We start from the raw sequence: 20442 nt of genomic DNA on the forward strand, positions 1-20442 counted from the left end.
GGGATGCACACCAAATTTCCACGCTCCCCGATGTTGCACCAATATACCCAGTAATGATGTTCATCGTTGTTGACTTTCCGGCACCATTGGCACCTAATAAACCATAAATTTTCCCTTTTTCTATCGAAAAACTTACATGATCCAAAGCAATGTGATTGCCATATTTTTTGACAAGATTTTTTATCTCAATCATGACTTCACTCCTTCTGTAGTTTTCCTCCTTTTCATTTCCTTCTCTACCAGAATAAGAAAGAGATATGAATAAAACATGAAGAAATTCACAATAATTATCTTGGAAGTTTTTTCCTGATAGAAAAAACACCTCTCTTACAAAAGTAAGAGAGGTGTTTGAAGTATGCTCAATGATTAAGCTTTCACAACGTTTGTCGCTTGTGGGCCACGATCTGATTCTTCAACGTCAAAAGTCACTGCTTGACCTTCTTCTAATGTTTTGAATCCGTCACCTTGGATAGCAGAGAAATGTACGAATACATCGCTACCATCTTCGCGTGTGATAAAACCAAACCCTTTTTCAGCATTGAACCATTTTACTGTACCTTGTTCCATCTTAACTAACCTCCTCATGCTTAAAGCATGTTAATAAAGTTGTAACATTGCTCGCTGATGATAGAGGTGACACAATTTGTTTCAACTTCTATTCCCAAACAAAATTACAATTCTATTTTACACGCTTACTTCCTTGATTGCAATAGGAATCCTCATTGGAAAAATCCTTCCTCACGCAAACTGACATAGCGCCTCGTGCCAATAATCAGATGGTCCAATACTTCAATGCCCATCATTTCTCCACATTCTTTGACCCGCTTTGTGAATTGCAAATCATGTGAGGATGGCTTAGGATTACCGGATGGATGATTATGCGTGAGAATGATCCTGGCAGCACTCACGCGTACTGCCCCCTTAAATATTTCACGCGGATGAGCAACCGATTGATTTAATGAACCGATAAATAATGTCTCTTTTTTGATGATTTCATTTTTGGTATTTAAGTAGAGACAGAGTAAATGTTCTTGCTGGTAATCCTTCATTTCTTCCATTAATTGTTGTGCTATGGCATAACTCGACTGAACCTTCCCTAGCTTGGGCTGTGAAGCTAAATGAATACGCCTACCAAATTCCATCATCGCTTTTAACTCGATGGAACGCACGACCCCAACACCGGGAATCCGCTGTAACTCCGATAAGCTGGCATCTTTCAATGTATACAAATCGGGAAATTCTTCTAAAATCATCTGTGCAAGATCAATGACTGTATACGGCTTACTCCCTGTCCGTAAAATAATCGCTAATAATTCTTGATTGGATAAAGCTCCTTCGCCTGCCTCAAGCAATCGTTCCCGTGGCCGCACGTAGCTACTCGTTGATTGTAATTCTGCCATCTATTTTCTCCTTTTTTCATTCTCATAAGTAAATACGAAAACCAATCCGTTTCGACAGAAAATACTGGCAAAACGAATTGGCTTATTTAATCAAATCGATAGTGTTCAATCAAAAAATCAGGTACGTCAGTCAGCTGTGGCAATACTTGTAAGTCTGGCATATCAGGTGGCGGCAATAAATCTGGAATCATAATGACCGGGATGCCTGCCGCCTGGGCTGCAAGCAGCCCATTTTTTGAATCCTCTAAGACAAGCAATTCCCTACGCTCTGCCTGTAAGTACTCACGTGCTGCTAAAAAGATGGCTGGATCTGGCTTGGCACGCGGTACATCATCAGCCGAAATGATTGCTTCAAACTGTTCGAAAATTCCTGTTTCGTTCAGTAAGAGGGTGATGAGTTTCTTTGTGTTGCTTGAAGCGACGACCGTCTTGATTTTTTTTGTACGACAGAAAGCTAACAATTCATGCACACCTGGTTTTAATTTCGCATGACCCGCTTCAAATAATGAGACACAATAATCATAACTCACCTGAATGAAGCGCTCGACTTCTTCATGTCCCACTTGCGCATCATACAACTGATGATAATAGCCGTGCAATTCTTCATCAGAGATACCTAGACCAGCTAAATACGTCTCTTTGGTAAACGGTAGGCCCAATCGATCCGCAATGTGTTGAGTGCCTTCATAATAGACTGATTCAGAGTCAACTAACAGACCATCCATATCAAATATAATTCCCGTTAACTTTGCCATTACTCCTCCTCTAATGTATGAATCAATGCTCTTACTTGCGACACAAAATACAAAGAACCTGTGACTAACAGTACGTCATCATTGGTCATACGCTCCAATAATTCGGCCAAGCCCAGTTGCCAAAGGGACACAAACGAAATACGGTTAGGCTCGATAGCTTGGATCTCTTTGGCTAAAGGGATCGCCTTCGGAAATTCAAAAGTCGTCACCAAGATGTCTAGCTCTTTGACTGTCAATAATTTCTCAAGCATCCCTTCGACATCTTTGGTTTTCAACGCTGAAAATAAGACATGAATCGTCTTGCCAGCAAATTCATTTTCCAAATTTTCCACTAACCGTGTCACCGCATGGACATTGTGCGCACCATCCAATACAATCAACGGTTCTTTTTTGACTCTCTCCATTCTAGCTGGCCAATAAGTTTTCTTTAAGCCTTGTTGCACCAGCTTTAGCTTGACTGGAATACCTTTTAGTTGGCAATAGAGGATGAATGTTTGTAAGGCTACGCCGGCGTTTTCCGTCTGATGCATACCAATCAGCGGAATATGGAGACTTTCAAAGACAGCCTCTTGTGATTGAAAGGTGAACACTTCCCCCCATTCTTTATCTGGTCGAAGATAGTCGATCTGATAGTCTTTTTGATAACTATAGAGTGGCGCTTGATTTTTTTTAGCCATCTGTTGGATGACTGCCAGTGCTTCAGGTGAGATATTTCCTGTAACGACTGGACGCTTAGGCTTAATGATTCCTGCTTTTTGTGTCGCAATCTCCTCTAGCGTATCGCCTAAAATATCGACATGATCTAAGCCAATCGTCGTAATCACGCTAATTAGCGGATCGATAACATTGGTCGAATCATAGAGACCCCCTAGTCCCACTTCTATTAGAGCAACGTCGACCTTCATTTCAGCAAAGTACATAAATGCCATCGCAGTTAATAGTTCAAACTCGGTAATCCCTTGAACATCTTCTCGCTGATCCATTTCAGTAATGATCGGCAGAAGTCGGTTAACATAAGACAAAATCGCCTCATCTGCGATAAATTGTTGGTTATATTGAATGCGTTCATTAAAGCATTCAATATATGGGGAAGTAAACGTACCGACATCGACCCCGACTGTCTCCAATAGTGCCCGTAAGTAACTAACCGTCGATCCTTTTCCATTCGTACCAGCTACATGGATACTGTCAAAATTGCGTTCTGGATGGTTCAGCTGTTCAAGTAAATAGTCCATACGCTTTAATCCTGGACGCACGCCGAATTTTTTGCGTTGATGAATCCAAGCAATTGCTTCTTCTGCTGTTTTTAGCATTCTTTCACCCCATCTTCTTTTTCTTCTCTATTCTATCACTTATCAGAAATGAACAAAACGAAGACAGATCACTCCCATCTTCGTTTTATGTTTGTTAAATTGTTTTTAATTGCGCAATTCGCTCTTTCACAGCAGTCTCTTTTGCTAAGTAGTCTGCTTCTTTTGCACGCTCTTGCTCAACTACGTCTGCTGGTGCATTGGCTACAAATCGTTCATTAGCTAATTTTCCTTGCACTCGTTTGACTTCTTGTTGCCATTTAGCTAATTCTTTTTCAAGGCGGCTAATTTCTTCCTCGATGTTGATTAGACCTGCGAGTGGCAAGTAAATGGTCGCCCCTGTTAATACAGCTGACATCGCTAACTCTGGCGCTTGTAAGTCTGGTGCAATTACTAATTCTTCTGGGTTACAGAAGCGCTCGATGTAATTTGTGTTTTGTTGTAAGAATGCTTCAATCGCTGAATCATTTGTTTGAATAAGTAGCGTGATTGGCTTAGATAGTGGGGTATTTACCTCGGCCCGAATATTACGGACAGAACGAATCAATTCCTTCAATACGCCCATACCAACAATAGCTTTTTCATCTTCAAAGGAAGCTTCAACAACTGGGTAGCTCGCGACAACGAGCGAGGTTCCTTCATATGGCAATTTCGACCAAATTTCTTCAGTCACAAATGGCATGATTGGGTGCAATAAGCGCAGACTTTGATCTAGTACATAGACTAATACTGCTTTGTTCGTTTGTTTTGCTGCTTCATTTTCACCGTACAGTGTTTCTTTGCTCATTTCAATGTACCAATCACAAAAATCATCCCAGATGAAATTATATAATTGACGACCTGCTTCACCAAACTCAAAGCGATCAAATAAGTCCGTCACTTTTGCCACAGTCTCATTCAATCGTGCCAAAATCCAACGATCGGCAACTGATTTTTCGCCATTGATTTGTAATTCGGCTGCCGTCATGCCTTCGCAGTTCATTAATACAAAGCGTGACGCATTCCATATTTTGTTAATAAAATTCCAGGCAGCATCCATTTTTTCATAGCTAAAACGAACATCTTGACCTGGTGCGGAACCATTGGATAGGAACCAACGCAACGCATCGGCACCATATTTTTCAATGACTTCCATTGGATCAATCCCATTGCCTAGTGATTTACTCATTTTACGGCCTTGTTCGTCACGGATTAACCCATGCATTAAGACATTTTTAAACGGACGGCGATCGGTAAATTCCAAGCTTTGGAAAATCATCCGACTTACCCAGAAAAAGATAATATCATAGCCTGTTACAAGCGTATTCGTCGGGAAGTAGCGCTTAAAGTCAGCTGAGTCTGTATCAGGCCAACCCATCGTCGAAAACGGCCATAACGCAGAACTAAACCACGTATCCAATACATCATTGTCTTGGTGCCAGTTTTCCGGATCGCTAGGCTCAGTCATTCCTACATAGACTTCACCTGTTTCATTGTGATACCAAGCAGGGATGCGGTGTCCCCACCACAATTGACGAGAAATAACCCAATCATGAACATTTTCCATCCAACGCATAAATGTTTGATTAAATCTTGGTGGGAAGAATTCCACCGCATCCTCTGTCTCTTGATTGTCCATCGCTTGTTTTGCAAGAGGTTGCATTTTTACAAACCATTGGGTAGAAAGACGTGGCTCCACGACAACTCCTGTTCGCTCAGAATGTCCAACATTGTGATTCATTTTTTCGATACGCACTAGACGTCCTTGTTCTTTTAAGTCTGCAACTATTTGCTTTCTAGCTGCAAATCGATCCATGCCTGCATACTTACCAGCTAAGTCATTCATCGTTGCATCTTCGTTCATTACATTGATGCGTGGCAAGTTGTGACGATTGCCGACCTCAAAGTCATTAGGATCATGGGCTGGCGTAATTTTTACGACTCCTGTTCCAAATTCACGGTCAACATACTCATCGGCAATAATCGGAATTTCTTTATTCACTAATGGCAAAATAACTTTTTTGCCGATTAACTCACGGTAACGATCATCCTCAGGGTGGACAGCAATCGCAGTATCACCGAGCATCGTTTCTGGTCGGGTCGTCGCAATCTCGACTTGTCCAGTACCATCTGCAAGTAAGTAGCTCATATGGTAAAATGCACCTTCAATATCTTTATGAATCACTTCGATATCTGATAGAGCTGTGCGTGCTTGTGGATCCCAGTTGATGATGTATTCCCCACGGTAGATGAGCCCTTTTTCATATAATGTCACGAAGACTTTTCGCACTGCTTCTGATAACCCTTCATCTAAAGTGAAGCGTTCGCGGCTATAATCGAGCGACAGTCCCAGTTTTGACCATTGTTCTCGAATGTGGCCTGCGTATTCTTCTTTCCATTCCCAGACTTGATCTACAAATTTTTCACGCCCTAAATCATAGCGCGAAATGCCTTGCTCCCGTAATTTTTCTTCTACTTTGGCTTGCGTTGCAATGCCTGCATGGTCCATACCAGGTAACCACAGTGTATCGAAGCCTTGCATCCGCTTTTGGCGAATAATCATATCTTGTAATGTCGTATCCCAAGCATGACCAAGGTGCAATTTTCCTGTTACGTTTGGTGGTGGAATAACGATTGAATATGGTTTAGCTGTTTGATCACCATTTGGTTTGAATAGATCTTGATCTAGCCATTTTTGATAACGACCCGCTTCGACTTCTTGCGGATTATACTTTGTTGAAAGATTGTTTTCTGTCATAAAGAGACCTCCTGTTTCATTCTTTTGGCATAAAAAAAGTCCTAATGTGTCAGACACATTAGGACGTAAGATACGCGGTACCACCTAAATTGTAGAGCTTACTCTACCCCTTTAGCGTGTGTTAACGGTCACGATCCGATTCAGCTTACTGCCTTCAGCTAAATAACTCCCAAGCTACCTTCTTTAGCTCCTACTGAAAATGTTCCACCCTCATCTTCTCTCTAAAAGTAGGCTTACTAAATACTCCTCTTGATCTTTGCTTTTCTTCGTATATTCTACACATTTCTAAAAAGAAAGTCAATTAGACTAAGCGTTTCGCTGCCTCAATTGCTTGCGTGTAATCAGGCTCATGACTCATCTCAAGTACAATCTCGCGATAGCGAATCACACTATCTTGATCCAATACAAAAATCGACCGAGCATAGCGACCTAGCTCTGGCATATAAATACTATATGCCTCGCCAAACACATTTTCAGGATCATGGACCATCGTCATATCGACACCTTCTTGGCCACACCAATTTGCTTGTTCTTCTTTGGTATTGTTAGAAATCGTCACAAAATGAATACCAGCTAATTGACTGGCTTCTTGATTAAAACGCTTGGTTTGAATCGCACAGACACGTGTATCAATATCTGGAATAATGCTGATAATCGTTGGTTGTCCTTTTAGACTTGCTAAAGAGATCGTTGCATCTTGCAAATCCTGTAAGGCAAAATCAGGTGCTACTTCTCCCTCTCCAGGCTGATTTCCTGGAACGTCAATGACTTGCCCTTTACGGGTGATTTTCATACTACGTCACTCCTATTCTTATATACTTTTAGTATAAGCACACAGGAGTAAAAAACCAATGATTATGCTTTGACTGGTACAGATTTTTCTTGCAAGGAGTCAAAGAAGATCAGCGTTTGCAATTCAGTCGTTAAATCGATGTATTGCATATGGACTGATTTTGGTACTTTGACGCGATTCGGAGCAAAATTCAAAATTGCTGTAATACCGGCATCGACAATGGCATCGATTGCATCTTTAGAGTATTTACTTGGAACGGTTGAGATAGCGACTGTAATCCCTTCATCTTTGATAACTTGCTTTAAGTCAGCCATACTATGCACAAAAAAACCATTCACGGTCTTACCGATCATCTCAGGATTATTATCAAAGACGGCCACAATCGAAAGGTTTTCATTTCTGCGAAAATTATTATTAACTAAGGCTTTTCCTAAATTGCCATACCCGCATAATGCAATACGTTTTTCTTCATTACTTTCGAGTAAACGGCTGAAGACTTCTACCAGATAGGGTACATCATACCCATACCCACTGCGACCAAGTTCACCTAAATAGGAAAAATCTCGGCGAATCGTAGCTGAAGGTACTTGGGTAATTTGTGCAAAATCTTTTGATTTAATTCGGACAATTTCAGATTCATTTAATACTTTTAAATATCGCAAATACAATGGTAACCTTTTTGCTGTTGCCTTGGGTAATTTTTTGACTTTCAGATTTTCCAATTTCTTCACCTCAATTGTTACTTTATTCACATAAAAGTGTATCACGCAATCTTTGGTAGTACAATCATTCTTTTTAGAAAAAACAATAAAAAGCTTTGGAATATGTGAATTCCAAAGCTTTCCTATCCTTAGAGTAAGTCGTCAAATTCAAAATTTACTTGTTCTGATTCTGCACGAATTTCACTAACTTTCAAGCCAGCTAGAGAACGTGCCAACAATCCTTCTAAGTCGAGTCGTTGTTCATATTGTAGGACTTTTTCTAGTTGTGGACGTGTTTTGGGCTGAGGTGGTGCAAAGATCGTACAGCAATCTTCAAATGGCTGGATTGCTAGTTCAAATGTGTCAATCGCTTGTGCTACTTCGATAATTTCTAATTTATCCATTGTTGCCACTGGACGAATCACCGGTGTCGTCGTGACTTCGTTAATGGCCACCATGCTTTGCAATGTTTGCGAAGCGACCTGACCGAGTGATTCTCCATTAATGATGATCAGCCCATTACGCATGTCGCGAATCATATCCGTCAAGCGTAACATCATGCGGCGCGTAATGGTCATCCAATAACCTTGAGGTACACGACGCTTGATTTCTTCTTGTATCTCTGTGAAGGGCACCTCAATGAATTGAATGCTTCCTACGTAAGGCGCAAGTTTACTTGTTAAATCCTTCGCTTTTTGCAAAGCTTGCTCACTGGTATAAGGCGGACTTGCAAAATGGACTGCCTCGATTTCAACGCCTCGCTTCATCGCAAAATAACCAGCTACTGGGGAGTCAATCCCACCTGATAGCATCAGCATCCCACGACCAGCTGTACCGACTGGAAGCCCACCTGCACCGAGTAGCGTTTCATAGGATAGATATGCGCCATCGCGTCGAATTTCGACTCTCAGATTAATATCTGGGTGTTTCATCTGGACTTGAATCGCAGGAAATAAATCAAAGACAGCATTTCCTAACGCAACATTTAATTCTCCGCTATCAAGAACAAAATCATGGTCGCTGCGTTTTGCGGTAATTTTAAACGTTTCTTTCCCTGTATAAATTGATTGCATAATTTCTTGAACCGTCTGTTTCAAGACCTCAACATCTTTTTCCACGCGAATACTTGGAGAAAAATTTTGGATGCCAAATATTTTTTGCAATTTTGGCATCACCAGCTGACTGTCTTCCCCATTTAATAAAAGATGCATGCGATCACGGTCGGCATGAATTTTAACTAATGGAAAATCAACCAATGCACGGCGTACATTTTCTGCTAATTGCATAATAAACATTTTTCGATTTTTACCTTTTGTGGACAGTTCGCCATAACGAACCATAATTTCTGAATACTTCACTTTGCGACTCCTTCGCTAATTTTTGCAAATTTTTGGTATAAATGGTTGAAAATAATTAAAAATTGTTCGACTTCCGCCATCGTATTGGATTCATCCAAACTAATCCGCACGGCGCTAGTGGCTAAATTCGCTGGCATGTTCATGGCGTGAAGCGTGCTACTTGCTAAGTGCTTGCGACTTGAGCAGGCACTAGTCGTAGATAGGTAGATTTGCTTTTCTTCAAACGCATGGACCAGAACTTCTCCGCGAATTCCTTCTAGCGAGAAGCAAAGGATATGGGGGGCGAACTGTTCCATCGCAGAAAAAATAGTCACTCGCTCATATTGCGCTAAGGCATTGCGTAGTGCTTGCTTTAAGTCATAAACGTGCGTCGGCTTAGCCGCTTTGCGCTCCATCGCTAACCGTAAAGCCTTAGCCATCGCGACAATAGCAGGAACATTTTCCGTGCTACTTCGTTGGTTATTCTCTTGCCCGCCTCCACTCAGTAAAGGAGACAGCTTTCTTCCTTGACGCCAAAATAGAAAACCAGCGCCTCTTGGACCGTGGAACTTGTGTGCCGAAAATGTCGCAAAATCCACGCGTGGTGTCAACCATTCCTCTGTCGGCACTTTGGTAATGGCTTGTACAGCATCCACGTGAAAATGGATTTTAGGGTAGCTTTCGAGTAATTGACTAATGGCTTTGATTGGTTGGATTGCTCCCATTTCATTGTTCACTGCCATGACGGATACCAAAATCGTATCTTTGCGTATCGCCTTTTCTAGCTCTGAAAGCGAAACAAAACCAGCTGAAGTCACTGGAATCACACTAACTTCAAAGCCTTGCTTTTCTAATTGCTGCGCTGCTTCACTGACTGCAGGGTGCTCAATGCTTGAGATAATGATATGACGACCAAATTCCTGTTTTTCCCAGGCAGTTCCTTTTAGGACCCAGTTGTCACCTTCTGTTCCTCCACTCGTAAAAAAGATTTCTTTTTCCGACACTGAAAGTTGTTGCGCGATTTGCTTTCTAGCTTGCTGCAACAAACGGTTTGCTTGATTCCCTAAATCGTGTAAACTTGAGGGATTTCCTATAATTCGTTGGCTTGTTTTTACGTACGCATCCAATGCTTGTGGATCAATCATCGTTGTCGCACTATTATCAAAATATATCACGTTTTTCTGCCCCTCTATTTCAAAGTCTTACCTATTATAAACACATCATCAGTATGTTTCAAGTTTCTGGTTACCATAAAAAAGTTGGTAATCATCTTTGACTACCAACTTTCTTCTCTTATACTAAATCTGGATGATTGAAGTAAAAGTCTTCAATCCGCTTAAACGCTCCTGGCTCTACCCGTTCAAGAGCAGTCCCAATCTCATCAAGAGCATCTTGATAACGGTATTCTTGATTAAATAAATCAAGGCCGTGATCAATCGCTGCTTTTACATCAGGATGTGTATGACGGTAGCGATTGGCGTATTGCATAACTTGTTCAGTCAAGGATGCCGCATCAACCAAGTCATGTGTCCGATCTGTTAATTCCACCATGTCTTCATCGCAAACAGAAACCATTTTGTTAATATCGTCCATATTGATGCGAATCTTATTCAGTGCTTTGCTTAGTTCTTCCACACGATCAGTTACAAGGAAGAAGTATTCCAAGTACTCACCAGGTAGACCTGGTAATCGTTGTTTTTCAACATATCGTTTTAAATTACGTAAAGTAAACTCGTAATGATCCATCTTTTCTTGAGCTTCTTTTTCGCCCTTTCGTAGGTCACGAATGGATTCATCGATCGTCACTTGTTGGTTTTCAATTTCATCTAGAATTTGATACGCATCTTTATAGAAAGCTTGAATTTCCGTGTAAGGTACTTCTTTTTTCTCTATCTTAGGCTCAAGCAATTCATTTCTTCTAAATAATTCTTCAATTTCTGTTTGGAAAGTTCTTGTTTGGCCTAATTCATTGTGATTCAGTGTATAACTTTGTGCCGTATGATCTAACTCGATTAGTAATTGGCGATTGTTGCGCATCGAGTGCGTAATGTATTCCGATAAGACTTTACGATTACGTTCAACATATTGACGAGCATCGTATTCTTTTTCCATCGTAGCATATAAGTCATCAATATCAGTCGCGATTTCTTTTGTCGCCGCTTCGACTGTATCTAGCTCGACTTTCTCTAAATCAGCCAGGCTTGCTTCGACTTTCCGTGTGACACGAGCTATATCGGATGTGATTTGATCTTCTGGAAATACATAATTTTCATCAATCATTTTTTGGTAGCCGGCTTGTAGCTCTTCTAACTGACCTGGGAAACGATTCGATAATTCATCGACTAATGGTTTAACGCGTTTCATCGTTGCTTCTAACTCGTACGTATCTTTTTCTGCTTTTTCCAATACTTCGCGAGCTTCAATTGGGTCACCCGATGTATTCAGCATGACAAATTTCGTAAATTCTTCTTCGACTTGTTTTGCTTGCTTTTGTAACTCAGCATGCGCTGGTTCAAACGTCGTTGCTTCTTCTTTTAGTTCTGATTTTAGCTCTTCAAAAATATCTAAGGCTTTTTGCACAGCTAGTGAATTGCGCTCTTCTGTTTCACGCAACTCTTTTAGCCCTTGACGAATTGTCTGTGCTTGCTCTTCCATCTCCGTCAGCGTCTTATCTGCATCAGCAGTAGCTGCTTTCGCTTTGAAGAACTTCAACGATTCATTTTGGCTCTCAACTTCAAAAATTTGGCTTTCTAATTCAGCAAATGATTTTGTTGATAAATCTGCCCATTTTTGGTTCCATTCTCGAAAAGTATTTTGGCTTTGACCAACTAAATGCATTTTTTTCACTTCATCAATCTCTTCAATGACTGGTAAATCAAATAACTCTTCTTTGCGTTTTTCTAATCCATTAAGTGTCTCTTGATTTTTCTTTCTGATATAATAACCGACTATATAAAAGGCCGCTACCACGAAAAGAATCACTACGACTAAGCCGACGACTCCATTAGTTCCCATTATGGTTCCTCCATTTTTCAACTTCATTCTGTCTTAAAAAGTCTCGTATTCTCATTTACTAAAGCACTCTGGCACAGAATGCTCTTGATTTAGACATCTACTGTAAATTATAACACAAACAATAATGCCATTCACTAATCAATCTGAAAAAAATAAAAATTCGTTTTCTCGCAATTTTCTCATGATTTTTTCGGCAAGTTTTCATTCCATACTTGATTTCTTTAGTCTAAACCTGTACCCTAGGAAATAAATATTAAATAGAGGTTGTAAAAGTGATGAAAGTTGCAAAATTTGGTGGCAGTTCACTTGCATCTGCCGAACAGGTTCAAAAAGTTGTCAATATCATTAAAGAAGATACCGAGCGTCGTTTTGTCGTAGTCTCTGCACCAGGCAAGCGATTCAAAGAAGACATCAAAGTTACTGATTTATTAATTTCACTTCATGAAGCCATTGTACAGCAAAAGAATAGTCAGGCGTTGCTTGATGAAATTTACCAGCGATATGAAGAAATCGGCGCTACATTTCAAGTTGAACCAGACATCTTAGCTAAAATTAAGCAAAATTTGGTCCAATTAACTGAACAACAGGCGCCTTTCACGCCGTATTTCTATGATCGGGTTTTAGCCAGTGGAGAAAACAACAATGCCTTGTTAATCGCTGGTGTCTTTAAAAGCCAAGGTTTAAAGGCTCGTTACATCAGCCCCGCTGAATTAGGAATTCTTGTCAGCGAAGAACCTCAAAACGCTCAAATTCTATCAGAAAGCTATGGCAAAATTTATACTTGGCATAATTCCTCTGAGATTTTAGTCATTCCGGGATTTTTTGGTATGACAACGAGCGGAGAGATTTGTACCTTCTCCCGTGGTGGCTCTGATATTACTGGTGCGATTGTAGCCGCAGGTGTCAAAGCTGAGCTATATGAGAACTTTACCGACGTTGATGGCATCTACGTAGCAAATCCTAGCTATGTGCATAAGCCTGTCCTAATGACAGAACTAACGTACCGTGAAATGCGCGAGCTAGCCTATTCCGGCTTCGGTGTCTTCCATGAAGAAGCCCTAATGCCTTCTTACAAAGCAAAAATTCCGGTCGTCATCAAAAACACAAACAATCCATCAGCACCTGGCACACGCATTACGAACAACCGCTCTTCAAATGAACAAGCAGTTGTTGGGATTGCAAGTGACGAAGGCTTTAGCATGATTTACATTAGTAAGTACTTAATGAACCGTGAAGTTGGCTTCACCTTGCGTGTACTTAAGATTTTTGAAGAATTTAATCTCAATTACGAGCACATGCCTTCTGGGATTGATGACATCTCTATTATCATTCGTGCACGACAATTAAACCCCGAATTAGAAGAAGCCCTTCTTCGGAAAATCGCCTATGAGATTGATCCAGATGAATTACGTATCACACATGATTTATCAATGGTCGTTGTCGTTGGCGAAGGGATGAAGCATCGCGTTGGCATTACTGCTGACAGCACGGCCGCTCTTGCTAGAAAACAAATTAATTTAGAAATGATTAATCAAGGTTCATCTGAAGTAAGTATCATGTTTGGTATTCATAAAGAGCAAGAAAAGCTCGCCATTCGCACGTTATACTATACATTTTTTGATTAGAAAAAATCGCACCCGACTCGTTTTCACATAATAATGTGGCTAAACGAATCAGGTGCGATTCTTTTTTTGTTTATTTGCTAGAAGCTTAAAATGAACCAGTGCATCGAAAATTCCGTCAACTTGATGTGATCCTGTTACATAGTCAGCTATTCTTTTCACTTCAGGACGAGCATTCCCCATTGCTACACCGACTCCAGCAGCCTCAATCATTTGAATATCATTTTGATGATCGCCAAAAACCATAAAATCAGCCAACTTCATCTGAGTAAAGTCCGCAACTTCTTGTAACCCAGATTTTTTGTTTATCCCTTTTGGAACAATATCTACGGAAAAACGATTGGAGCGTACGATTTCAAACTCAGGAAATTGATTTTCAATTGCAGCTGTTTCTTTTTCTGAACAAAACAATACACATTGATTGATCTGTACTGGTCGTTTCACCAAATCCTTGTAGCGATTTTTCCGGCGATTCGGACTCCATTTTTGAAGTAGGTACCGCAATGTCCCTGTCGGCAACCAATCTGGTAACAGCGTCAGTAACTTCGCAATATAATACGAATGACCAAATCGGATTGTAAAGCTTCCGTATTGCGTATCTTTGGTATAAAACAACGCTTGGCGGTGAGTACGATCAAAAAAATCAGCCAACTGATCTAATTCTTGTTGCGAAAAATGGTGTTCACTAATCAATTGATTTCGAAACGATACCAGCGTACCATTGAATGAAATGACTGCATCAAACGAAAAATTGTTTAATGGATGAGGGAGCTTCATTGGCGAGCGACCTGTCGCTAAGCCACATAAAATACCCTGTGCTTGTAAGCTATGCATCGCTTGCATCGTAGACTTTCTGATTGTGCCTTGCCTAGTCAAAAGCGTGCCGTCAATATCAAAAAAGACTGCTCGAATCATAGCTATTCCCTCCTTCCTTTATTAAAATAGATTCATTTGATTAGGGTGTAGTCCACTATAATCGATATGTAATAGGCTTTGTAATTGTTTGGCATTTACCGCTGCATGACCGCCTGAATTATTATTAAAAATCACTGCTACATTGACCGTCTCTTTTTGACACTGCTTCATTCCTTCAGCTAAATCCGCTAATTCGTGTGTGTGGTAGTCATACAACGTGCGATATGCTCGTGCATCGGGACCCGTATGAACCCAACCAGCATCATTTCTACCATGAAGTCGAATAAGTACCGCCTCTGAATTCGTAACTGTAAAATCTAACGGGACTGTACTGGCGATTTTTTTGGGCTCATCCGCCACCACTAAAGAATACCGCTGTTGCTTCATAAAGGCATGCATTTTGTCAATATTAGCCTTATCATACCAACTTGCATGGCGAAATTCAATGGCGACCACTTCATTAGGAAACCATTGACGCAAGTGCATGAGATACGTCACATTTTCTCGTGTACACGTAAAACTAGCTGGAAACTGAGCTAGTAGACAAAACAATCGACCCTGATCAATCATTGGTGCTAGACGCTGACAAAAAGTATGAGCTACACCACGAAAGGTTTCATCTTCGGCTAATGGCCGATGGGTCGTAAAAAGACCAGGTACCTTTAAGATAAATTGAAAGTTTTCAGGAATATCCGTTAGCCATTTTTTGATATGGGCTTCTTGGGGAATATAATAAAAACTCGTATCCAATTCAACAATCGGGAAGTATTGACCGTATTCATATAGACTGACGTTTGTCTTACCATTTAATGAGCCATGCTCTTGAAATCCAGTACAACCAATGAGAATCATACCCTTTTCTCCTCCCTTAATTTCTTACCCTTGAACTTCCGCATTTCCTTAAGTATAATGCAATCACAGTTCCAAAACAAACGATCCATTAAGGAGCAGAACGATGAAAATAATTCTTGTCTTACATACAGGTGGCACGATTGCCATGAAAGAAGATTCACTTGGTCGCGTAGCCCCTGATGAAAAAAATCCATTATTAGAAGCCACACTGGCGACATCTTCAAATCCAACTATTTTAGTCGAGGATTTTTTTCAATTGCCAAGTCCGCATATCACCTTAGCGCACATGATAAAACTAAAGCAACGCATTCAGCAGGCAAAATACGATGGTGTCGATAGTGTCGTTATTACTCATGGCACAGATACCTTAGAGGAGACGGCCTTTTTCTTAGATACGACTATCGGTGACTTGCTTCCCATTGTCTTAACAGGTGCGATGCGTTCAAGTAATGAAATAGGCAGTGATGGCTTATATAATTTTGCCAATGCCTTACGTGTTGCTGAAAGTCCCGATTCCATCGGTAAAGGTGTGCTCGTCGTCTTAAATGACGAAATCCATACTGCACGCTACGTAACTAAGACCCATACGACCAATGTTGCAACCTTTCGAACACCGACTTTAGGACCAATCGGTATCATAGCCAAGCATCAAGTATTATATATGCTTGAATTACTCGCCACTGAACGTCACGATGTAGCAGACATGTCTGGCTTAGTGCCCATTGTCAAAGCCTATGCTGGTATGCAAGGAGACTTTTTTGAAGCCTTAGCCCAAATGCCAATCAATGGCTTAGTCATCGAAGCACTAGGCGCAGGGAATCTTCCACCAGAGACGCTCCCTGCCTTACAGTCGCTACTTAAAAAAGAGATTCCGATTATTTTGGTTTCTCGTTGTTTTAATGGCATCGCCGAACCAGTGTATTCCTATGAAGGTGGCGGTGTTGAGCTGGAGAAAATGGGTATTATTTTTTGTAAAACCATTAACAGCCAAAAAGCCCGTCTGAAATTATTAATCGGCCAACACGCCAATTTAACTCCACAAGCTTTTAAACAATTTATGGAGAGCTAAGTAAGTTTTACTTACTTAGTTCTTTCCATTCAATCAATGCCTCGCAACACGTTTCCTCATGAAGCATGATTGCATGTCTCGTACACATCACTTGATCTTGATTAATTTTTTCAACCACACTGGTTATTTCATTGCCATATTCTACTTCTTTGTCATATCGAATCGTAATAGTCTTAGGCACATAACTCGTCAAGAAATCCCGACCTAAAACATCTAAAATCCAATGAAAATAAACGGCATTATTGACATGGAGATTGCTATCAATGTCAAAAAAACGCACCCGATACGGTAAGCTTTCACCAATAACAATTTTCTCTAATTTGCCAAAGCGCTTGATTTTCGTAATTTTTTGACTTTCAAAAGGAGCGATGATTTCATCTATCACACGGCTGAGTTTTCTCGTTTCGATATTCATTAGCCCAAAGACTGCTTGAATGTGAACCAATTCTTCACCTGATAATGTACGAATCCAAAATGACCGATAGCAAAAATATTTGTTGTATTCCTCGGCTTTGGTCGTCACAATAATCTGCTCATCTACCTTGGGTAACCGCGTGATTTCAAGATGATAATTGGTTAATATCCATGTTACGCCATGTTGATGAATATACTCACTTCCTCGATTGAGTTCGTTGCTTTGGGTTTCTGAAACTTGGATTGCTAAACTAATCACTGTCGGGAGTGTCATATTGCCATTCATGTCACACTCATAATAGACGACCTCGTGCTGACGGCTAAATTCTTTTGCCATGTCTGTTCTTCCTCTCTGTCTCTGCCAGATTTTTGTCAGTATTTCTTCGTAGCTAGAAATTCACTTCACTAGTTATTATACAAAAAACCAATTGAATGGAAAACGCAAGACATCTTCCAAACAACTGGCTCTTATAGTTTTTGCAGGTAATCTTTTACTAATTCTATTTACGCTAAGGCACCCATCGGATCCCACGGTGCAAGAACAGTCGGTTGTTCATTAAAGGCAGCCAATTGTTCTTCCGTCAAGAAATCTTTACGGACAACGATTTGATAGGTATATTCATCCATCCACGCATCACTAGCGACAAAAAAGCCTTTTGTTCCGACTTCTTCTCCCCAGCTATTTTCCACTTTCCATTTGGTTGATTGACCATCCACTAGATCAACACCCGTTAACACCATCGCATGAGTCATCAAGCTTTCACCAAAATCTAAACGTTGTGCTTTGGTCATTGTAAAGTCAATATCAAAGAGATCGTTATAGTCAAAGACATCGGTCGCCATTACACCTGTGTCACGCGTCGAAGATTGACCTACATCACAACCAAACCAAACTGTTTCACCTTGTTCCAATTGAGCAATGGCTAATTGTTTAAAGGTTGTCATATCTACATTTAAATATTTTACTTCCTTGCCACCGACAACATTGCCTAACATCTCGACTGTGTATGATTTGTTGAATGGTTTGTCTGCAGTCGGTGCATTGATAATGCTGACATAGTTATCAAGGTCGACACCCACGAATTTTTCATAGAATGTGTGCGGTGTTAATTCACGATTAATGTGATAGTCACCTGCTTCATCACGGTACTCAAAATCAAATGTTTCAGGCGGTGTGCCTAATGAAATTGATAAGAAGTTATAGACTTCTTGCAACATTGCTTCTTTTGCTGCTTGGATCGTCGCGTCATCTTTGCCCTCAGCGACTAATTGACGCAAAGTGATCGCATCCTTGCGTAATTTTTTGTTCAATTGACTATTTAATACCTTAGAATTACTTGAGCTAGCACTTTCAGGCATCACGTATTGGGGTACCACACCATATTTTTGGAAAATGGACACAATCATATCCCATTGTCCGCCATCTTGTTGCGGTACTTGTAATAAAAAGGCTACTTTGCGGCTTGTAACTTCATCTTTAGCCGTTGCTAAAATATTTTCGTAAAAGTAATTTGATTTTTCATACTTGTCCCAAAAAAAAGTATAGCTTTGAGATAATTCAAACTCTTTTAATTGAAAGTTGTTCAGTAATTTATGACGGAATGTATTCAAAGCTGCAAACATCCAACATCTACCAGATTGTTTTTGATTGGCTACTTTACCAGTAGTTAAATCAATCGAGAAGACTGGCACATTTTCGACATGTGCTTGGACATTTTCTGCCGCTTCTTGTATGCCATTTTTCACTGCTGCTCGTTGAACAGCTAGTTGTTTTCTATTTGTTGAAAATGCAGCCAGTGATGCTGCAGTCATATCTTTTGTTATTTCACCCATTACAAATCCTCCTTTAATATAACCACTATTTTACTACTAGCAAACTTGAAAAACAACACCACTTCTTGGATACAAAAAAAGCACCCAGTGATGGATGCTTGACTCCGGCAGTAGGACTCGAACCTACGACATCATGATTAACAGTCATGCGCTACTACCAACTGAGCTATGCCGGAATATTACATTAATAATATAACAATAACTAAATGAGAAAGCAATAATATTTTAAAAAAATTACTTAATTTTCTCCAAATATTTTTTCTTTTTCATTGTTATGATATCCATTCTTATTACAATCATCTTAGAGAGGAAGATGGGTATGTATTCAAGAAAAGAACGGCGGTTAAAAAAGCAAAGAAAACAACTAATAAAACGAACTTTGTGTTTGATATTCGTATTATTCATAGCATTGAGTGGAACTGTCTATCTATCAAAGCAACCTTCCCGTCAAACAAAAAAGCAAACGATAGTAACGACAGTCTTACCAGCTTCAAACTATGAAAACTTACAAAAAACAGTTGTTGATTTCCAATCAGCCAACTCTTTTGATAAACTATTAACGACCAAAAAATTTATCGGTACAGCCTTAATTATAAAAAACGATCAAATTATCTTAGAAAAAGGCTATGGCTATAGTAATCAAGCAGCACACAAAAAAATACAGTTCATTCACATTTCCAAATTGGTTCTATTCAAAAAAGCATAACAGCTTCACTCATTGCGCAATTAATTGAAGCAAATAAGCTTTCTTTCCAAACAAAACTCGCTCAGTTTTTTCCAAATATATCTGGTAGCGAGCAAATCACGATAAAACAGATGCTCAGCATGGTTAGCGGGCTAACGATTCGCTCTGTTCCTTCTGATTCGACCAACGAACAGGTGCTTCTTGACGAGTATATTCATCAAGCATATGGTACACACACAGGAATATTTCATTATGCGCCAATTAATTATAATTTACTTGCCGGTGTGATTGAAAAACTTACCAATCAACCCTATTGGAATGTCGTTAAGAATCAGCTATTACGACCAGGAGGATTGGATCACACCAACAACTATACCGATTGGTTTCAGCGTGCCAATCATACGACTTCCTATCAGCTCATTAATCAAAAAGATTATGCAAAAGCCATTCATCCATCACTCAACATCTATGCACGTGAAATAGGAACAGGCAGTATTGATATGTCGATTGGAGACTTGTATTGGTACTATCGTAGTTTGATAAACCAGAAATTTTTCTCAGAAAAAATTTCAACAGAACTTTATCGACCATTTAAAGGTGAGTACTATTCAGGTGGACTATATGTTCATCCAACTTACTTTCGTTCAAGAGGTGAAATCACTGACCAACAAACATTAGCACTTTTTGATAAAAATGCCCACACTGCTGTAATTCTTATGTCAAATGAAAAAAACAATCAACTTCAAATGTCAGCAATTCAGTCCATTTATTCTACTATTTCGCATTCACATGTTCAGTTTTAAACCATGTTCTTTTGAATAAGAGTATAAAAAAGGAATATGACATAGATAGTTAGGTTCTATAATATTTGGTGTTGTTACTCACATTGAGTAAGGACATCAAATATTTTTTTATAACAAAAAGACATCTGATTGTCCTATAATTAAGTCGTCTAAAACATAATAAGGAGGAAATCAGATGTCTATGCACAATTCTATCAAAAT

General features: G+C 39.9%; 19 protein-coding genes, 1 tRNA gene and 1 other annotated feature. Of the genes, 4 read left to right on the top strand and 16 right to left on the bottom strand.

Annotated elements, in window-relative coordinates:
* The 11 genes from HMPREF9088_RS08625 to HMPREF9088_RS08675 all read right to left on the bottom strand — a co-directional run.
* Positions 1 to 193, bottom strand: a 193-nt coding sequence (locus HMPREF9088_RS08625; protein WP_007208829.1) for an ATP-binding cassette domain-containing protein, incomplete at its 3' end; no start/stop codon positions are given.
* 173 nt (positions 194 to 366) lie between these two features.
* Positions 367 to 567 carry a cold-shock protein gene (locus HMPREF9088_RS08630; RefSeq protein ID WP_016174378.1) on the bottom strand — a complete coding sequence of 67 codons (201 nt, stop codon included), beginning with the start codon at positions 565 to 567 and terminating at the stop codon, positions 367 to 369.
* Positions 568 to 719: 152 nt separating this feature from the next.
* Complete coding sequence (radC, locus tag HMPREF9088_RS08635; protein WP_007208831.1) at positions 720 to 1400, bottom strand: RadC family protein; 681 nt, start codon at positions 1398 to 1400, stop codon at positions 720 to 722.
* An 86-nt stretch (positions 1401 to 1486) separates the two neighbouring features.
* Positions 1487 to 2155: an HAD family hydrolase gene (locus tag HMPREF9088_RS08640; protein ID WP_007208832.1), complete on the bottom strand. Its 669-nt coding sequence runs from the start codon at positions 2153 to 2155 to the stop codon at positions 1487 to 1489.
* Positions 2155 to 3468 (bottom strand): bifunctional folylpolyglutamate synthase/dihydrofolate synthase, encoded by a 1314-nt coding sequence (locus HMPREF9088_RS08645; RefSeq protein WP_007208833.1) that lies wholly within the window; start codon positions 3466 to 3468, stop codon positions 2155 to 2157. Before HMPREF9088_RS08645 ends, HMPREF9088_RS08640 begins: the two co-directional genes overlap by 1 nt.
* A gap of 94 nt (positions 3469 to 3562) precedes the next feature.
* Positions 3563 to 6202, bottom strand: a complete 2640-nt coding sequence (locus HMPREF9088_RS08650) for a valine--tRNA ligase (RefSeq protein WP_040366895.1) — start codon at positions 6200 to 6202, stop codon at positions 3563 to 3565.
* A 56-nt stretch (positions 6203 to 6258) separates the two neighbouring features.
* Positions 6259 to 6468 (bottom strand) — a binding site (T-box leader).
* A 35-nt stretch (positions 6469 to 6503) separates the two neighbouring features.
* Positions 6504 to 6995 (bottom strand): thiol peroxidase, encoded by a 492-nt coding sequence (gene tpx, locus HMPREF9088_RS08655; protein WP_007208835.1) that lies wholly within the window; start codon positions 6993 to 6995, stop codon positions 6504 to 6506.
* Between the two features lie 62 nt (positions 6996 to 7057).
* Positions 7058 to 7717 (bottom strand): redox-sensing transcriptional repressor Rex, encoded by a 660-nt coding sequence (locus HMPREF9088_RS08660; protein ID WP_040366897.1) that lies wholly within the window; start codon positions 7715 to 7717, stop codon positions 7058 to 7060.
* A 128-nt stretch (positions 7718 to 7845) separates the two neighbouring features.
* Complete coding sequence (thiI, locus tag HMPREF9088_RS08665; protein ID WP_007208837.1) at positions 7846 to 9054, bottom strand: tRNA uracil 4-sulfurtransferase ThiI; 1209 nt, start codon at positions 9052 to 9054, stop codon at positions 7846 to 7848.
* A complete protein-coding gene (locus HMPREF9088_RS08670) occupies positions 9051 to 10208 on the bottom strand; it encodes a cysteine desulfurase family protein (RefSeq protein ID WP_007208838.1) in 1158 nt (385 codons plus the stop codon). Before HMPREF9088_RS08670 ends, thiI begins: the two co-directional genes overlap by 4 nt.
* A 118-nt stretch (positions 10209 to 10326) precedes the next feature.
* A complete protein-coding gene (locus HMPREF9088_RS08675) occupies positions 10327 to 12048 on the bottom strand; it encodes a septation ring formation regulator EzrA (protein ID WP_040366899.1) in 1722 nt (573 codons plus the stop codon).
* 275 nt (positions 12049 to 12323) lie between these two features.
* Here HMPREF9088_RS08675 and HMPREF9088_RS08680 point away from each other — a divergent pair, with 275 nt between their 5' ends.
* On the top strand, positions 12324 to 13673 hold the full coding sequence (locus HMPREF9088_RS08680; protein WP_007208840.1) for an aspartate kinase: 1350 nt from the start codon (positions 12324 to 12326) through the stop codon (positions 13671 to 13673).
* Positions 13674 to 13721: 48 nt separating this feature from the next.
* Here HMPREF9088_RS08680 and HMPREF9088_RS08685 read toward each other — a convergent pair whose 3' ends face one another.
* Positions 13722 to 14585 carry a Cof-type HAD-IIB family hydrolase gene (locus tag HMPREF9088_RS08685; protein ID WP_007208841.1) on the bottom strand — a complete coding sequence of 288 codons (864 nt, stop codon included), beginning with the start codon at positions 14583 to 14585 and terminating at the stop codon, positions 13722 to 13724.
* A gap of 21 nt (positions 14586 to 14606) precedes the next feature.
* Complete coding sequence (locus HMPREF9088_RS08690) at positions 14607 to 15437, bottom strand: DUF72 domain-containing protein (protein ID WP_007208842.1); 831 nt, start codon at positions 15435 to 15437, stop codon at positions 14607 to 14609.
* A 103-nt stretch (positions 15438 to 15540) separates the two neighbouring features.
* Between HMPREF9088_RS08690 and HMPREF9088_RS08695 the strand changes: the two genes are divergently transcribed.
* Complete coding sequence (locus HMPREF9088_RS08695) at positions 15541 to 16506, top strand: asparaginase (protein ID WP_007208843.1); 966 nt, start codon at positions 15541 to 15543, stop codon at positions 16504 to 16506.
* Between the two features lie 7 nt (positions 16507 to 16513).
* On the opposite strand, the gene HMPREF9088_RS08700 is transcribed toward HMPREF9088_RS08695, so the two are convergent.
* The 3 genes from HMPREF9088_RS08700 to HMPREF9088_RS08710 all read right to left on the bottom strand — a co-directional run bounded on the left by HMPREF9088_RS08700 (position 16514) and on the right by HMPREF9088_RS08710 (position 18929).
* Positions 16514 to 17257 (bottom strand): acyl-ACP thioesterase domain-containing protein, encoded by a 744-nt coding sequence (locus HMPREF9088_RS08700; RefSeq protein WP_007208844.1) that lies wholly within the window; start codon positions 17255 to 17257, stop codon positions 16514 to 16516.
* A gap of 167 nt (positions 17258 to 17424) precedes the next feature.
* Complete coding sequence (locus tag HMPREF9088_RS08705) at positions 17425 to 18753, bottom strand: C1 family peptidase (RefSeq protein WP_007208845.1); 1329 nt, start codon at positions 18751 to 18753, stop codon at positions 17425 to 17427.
* 102 nt (positions 18754 to 18855) lie between these two features.
* A tRNA-Asn gene (locus tag HMPREF9088_RS08710) sits at positions 18856 to 18929 on the bottom strand.
* A 143-nt stretch (positions 18930 to 19072) separates the two neighbouring features.
* Here HMPREF9088_RS08710 and HMPREF9088_RS11465 point away from each other — a divergent pair.
* Complete coding sequence (locus HMPREF9088_RS11465; protein ID WP_052607493.1) at positions 19073 to 19459, top strand: hypothetical protein; 387 nt, start codon at positions 19073 to 19075, stop codon at positions 19457 to 19459.
* Positions 19456 to 20241: a serine hydrolase domain-containing protein gene (locus tag HMPREF9088_RS08715; RefSeq protein ID WP_248632140.1), complete on the top strand. Its 786-nt coding sequence runs from the start codon at positions 19456 to 19458 to the stop codon at positions 20239 to 20241. Before HMPREF9088_RS11465 ends, HMPREF9088_RS08715 begins: the two co-directional genes overlap by 4 nt.
* Positions 20242 to 20442 lie beyond the last annotated feature (201 nt).

The sequence above is a fragment of the Enterococcus italicus DSM 15952 genome (assembly GCF_000185365.1).
Lineage (GTDB): Bacteria > Bacillota > Bacilli > Lactobacillales > Enterococcaceae > Enterococcus_G > Enterococcus_G italicus.